Below are 3,220 nucleotides of genomic sequence, written 5' to 3'. Positions count from 1 at the left end.
CGGCTGTAGCGCCTGCGCTTGCGACTCTGTTCAGCTTCCATCGTGTCCAGCTATTTGCTAACTGGACAGCATCGTTATCGCTGCGACCGCTCTTCTCAAGACGGGTTCGCCGGACGCTTACCGCAGTGTTGCCAGCAGGGCGGTTGCAACAGCAGGGTCAGGTTCCCGCAGCATCAGCAGCGTGGGCCGGCGCGGTCTGAACGCTGCAACAGGGCCGAGCGGCCCGCCTCGCCACCAACCGCAATCCCAGGGATCGCCGGGCTGCACGCGGTGCCCCACGACAACTTCCCGCCACAGGATCTGCAGCCGCCACCACAGGCCGCGCCAGCGGTCCATTCGCGCCAGTTCGTGGCTGCCAGCGAGTGCGGCGGCCGCTGCATCCACACCGGCGCGCGGCGTGATGCTGGCCACGCGCAGCGGCTCCGTCAGCACAGGAAATGCACCGCCGTTGCACCAGGCCCGCAGCGCGGCGAGCAATGCTTCGTCGACGGCCTCGCGGGCGTCGGGCGGGGCGGCGGATTGGCCGGTGGGCATCGCTCGGAGTGTGCCGCAAGAGAGGCGACGCGCAACGCGCGTCGATCGGCTCGAACGACCGTCACCGTGCGGAGCCCGGCGTCGCAGGAACCCGGATTGCCGCGTCATCGTCGTGAAGATTTCCGGTTCCTGCCATTGCGGCGCCATCGCGTATGAGGCTGAGATCGACCCCGCTCGAGTGGTTGTCTGCCACTGCTGCGACTGCCAGAAGCTGACGGGTTCAGCCTATCGTGTTTCGGTCGGTACCCGTCGCAGCCAACTGGTCGTTCATCGCGGCAAGCCAACGTTGTACGTCAAGGGTGCCGACAGTGGCGCCAAGCGAGCGCAGGAGTTCTGCCCGTGCTGCGGCTCCCCATTGTTCACTTACGATCTCCAGAATCCCGAGAAGGTGGGTCTTCGGGTCGGGTGTATCGACCAGCGGAGCGAACTGCGGCCAAGCAAGCAGGTATGGCGCAGGTCTGCCCTGGCTTGGTCGTCCTGCCTGGCTCACCTGCCTAGCCAAGAGCAAGAGTGAAACGCAAGAGCCGGCGCGAAGGCGGCGACGCCAATCCCCTCGCTCAGGGTCAAACGTCGTCGGCGTGCAGCGGTGTGTGTTTCGGCCAGGCCGAGCGCGCCGTTGCCGTTCGAGCACATCAGATGGTGAGACCGCATGCAAGTGAGTTCCGATTCATTCGAAGCAGCTGGCTACGCTGCCGTATCGGCGGTCCTGGACGCCAGAACCTGCGAAGCCATCTCGCGCCGCATTCGTACATCTTCGATCTCGGGCGGCACTCGCAACCTGCTGGCAAAGCCATGGTGCGTTGCCTTGGTGGAGCGCCTGCGCAAGCATCCGGGGCTTTCTGCGGTGGTCCCAAGCGGCCACCTCGCCATCCAATGCACATACTTCGAGAAGTCGGCCTCAAGAAACTGGGCAGTCTCTGCGCATCAAGATCTCAGCATTCCTGTTGCCGAACGGATCGAAGGGGCCGGCCTTACCGGCTGGTCACGCAAAGAGGGATCACTTTTCGTCCAGCCTCCTGCCGAGCTGCTCGGGCAGCTGGTTGCTGTGCGGGTTCACTTGGAGGCCTGTACCGCGGCAGATGGCCCTCTCTCAGTCATCCCAGGCTCGCACCGCTTCGGCCGCATGACCGAGCATGAGCTTGCAGCAGCCCGGCGCTCCACAGCAGAGGTCACATGTACCGCGACAGCTGGCGAAGCTTTGGCCATGCGCCCATTGCTTGTCCACTCCTCCCGAAAGGCTTCCGGTTCAAGCCGTCGGCGCGTCCTGCATCTCGTGTTCGGCCCGCGCATTCCTGGATACGGGTTGCGCTGGCAATACGCGGCCTGACCCCTCCGCGAGGCGAACCAGGCCCTGCAAGGCCGGCTCCAGCGCTACGAGCGCAGGTGTTGAAGGGCATGGTGTCGGCGCCGTAGCCGTTCAGGTTGCCCAGAGCGTTGCCGAAGTCGCTCAGCCAAGTCCGTGTTCGTCCCGGTACTCCCTGGCCTGTTGCTGCAGCCAGGCGCTGAACACCGTCAGTGCCGCGTGTTCGGCCTTGTGCCCGGGGTAGACCAGGTGATAGCTGCGGTCACTGAGGCTCTGGTGCCAGGAGGCCAGACGAAGCAGGCCGCGGGAGAGTTCGTCCTCGATCATCAGGCGCGGCACCAGTGCAATGCCCAGGCCTTGAATGGCAGCCTCGATCAGCATGGAGAACAGTTCGAGCCGCGGGCCCGCCATTTCGCCTTCCACGTCCAATCCGCGTGAAAGGAACCAGTGCCGCCACGCATACGGCCGAGTGCTTTGCTGGAGCAGCGTGCAACGGGGCCAATCAGGTTCTCGCTGCCGCCCGGGGCCTCGGCCGAGCCGACGCGTCGCCAGATATTTGGGGCTCGCCACCGGCACCATATGCTCGCGCATGAGGAACACGCCCTCGGTGCCGGGCCACAGGCCTTCGCCGGCACCGATCGCGGCGTCGAACGAGGTCTCGTCGAACAGGAAGGGCCGCGTGCATGACGTCATGTTGACGGTGATGTCCGGGTGCTGTGCGGCGAAAGCCGGCAGCCGGGGCAGCAGCCATTTCGTTGCGAAGGTTGGCACTACACCCAGTTCGAGCGTGCCGCCCAGGCCGCCCTTGGCCATGAGGTCCAGCGTATCGCGCTCCACCTCGTCGAGGCGCGCGGTGACCTGCCGGCTGTAGGTGACGCCGGCCTCGGTGAGAACCACGCCCCGGCTGCTGCGGCGAAACAGCTTGACGCCCAGGAAGTCCTCGAGGGAGCCGATCTGCCGACACACTGCGCTCTGTGTCACTGCCAGTTCGTCGGCTGCCTTGGTGAAGCTTTGATGCCGCGCAGCGGATTCGAAGGCGGTCAGCGCAGCGGTTGAGGGCAGGGTGCGTCGCATGCTTCCATTGTGCGCGAGAGCGATGCTCGATCTGTGCGTAATCGGAACAGGTCGCTGCGAATAAATCGTTTGTCCCGCCGAAGGCAGGCGCATAGAGTGCCGCACACGTTTTCTCGGAGTAGCCGGAATGAGCGGTTCGCACAAGTCTGCAACGTTCCAATGGGACGACCCTTTGCTGCTGGCACTGCAGCTCAGCGCCGACGAACGCGCGGTGCGCGACGCGGCGGCCGCCTACTGCCAGGACCGCCTGGCCCCGCGGGTGCTCGAAGCCTTTCGCCACGAGCACACCGACGCCGCCATCTTTCGCGA

General features: G+C 65.4%; 4 protein-coding genes and 1 pseudogene. 3 read left to right on the top strand and 2 right to left on the bottom strand.

Going from position 1 to position 3,220, the window contains the following annotated elements; all coding sequences use genetic code 11:
* Positions 1 to 117 precede the first annotated feature (117 nt).
* On the bottom strand, positions 118 to 534 hold the full coding sequence (locus E8D38_RS27305) for a hypothetical protein (RefSeq protein ID WP_140637429.1): 417 nt from the start codon (positions 532 to 534) through the stop codon (positions 118 to 120).
* Here E8D38_RS27305 and E8D38_RS27300 point away from each other — a divergent pair.
* Together E8D38_RS27300 and E8D38_RS27295 are read left to right on the top strand one after the other, a co-directional pair.
* On the top strand, positions 527 to 1,048 hold the full coding sequence (locus tag E8D38_RS27300) for a GFA family protein (RefSeq protein ID WP_246099732.1): 522 nt from the start codon (positions 527 to 529) through the stop codon (positions 1,046 to 1,048). The two genes, E8D38_RS27305 and E8D38_RS27300, sit on opposite strands and share 8 nt — an antisense overlap.
* Before the next feature lie 135 nt (positions 1,049 to 1,183).
* Entirely contained in the window at positions 1,184 to 1,861 is a 678-nt protein-coding gene (locus E8D38_RS27295) for a phytanoyl-CoA dioxygenase family protein (RefSeq protein WP_140637427.1), read from the top strand.
* Positions 1,862 to 1,981: 120 nt separating this feature from the next.
* On the opposite strand, the gene E8D38_RS27290 is transcribed toward E8D38_RS27295, so the two are convergent.
* Positions 1,982 to 2,911 (bottom strand): LysR family transcriptional regulator, encoded by a 930-nt coding sequence (locus E8D38_RS27290; RefSeq protein WP_140637426.1) that lies wholly within the window; start codon positions 2,909 to 2,911, stop codon positions 1,982 to 1,984.
* Positions 2,912 to 3,038: 127 nt separating this feature from the next.
* Between E8D38_RS27290 and E8D38_RS27285 the strand changes: the two are divergent.
* Positions 3,039 to 3,220: pseudogene (locus tag E8D38_RS27285) on the top strand (acyl-CoA dehydrogenase); the annotation flags it as partial.

The organism is Methylibium rhizosphaerae (assembly GCF_006386545.1).
Lineage (GTDB): Bacteria > Pseudomonadota > Gammaproteobacteria > Burkholderiales > Burkholderiaceae_C > Pseudorivibacter > Pseudorivibacter rhizosphaerae.
This window is presented reverse-complemented; position numbering and strand designations above follow the sequence as displayed.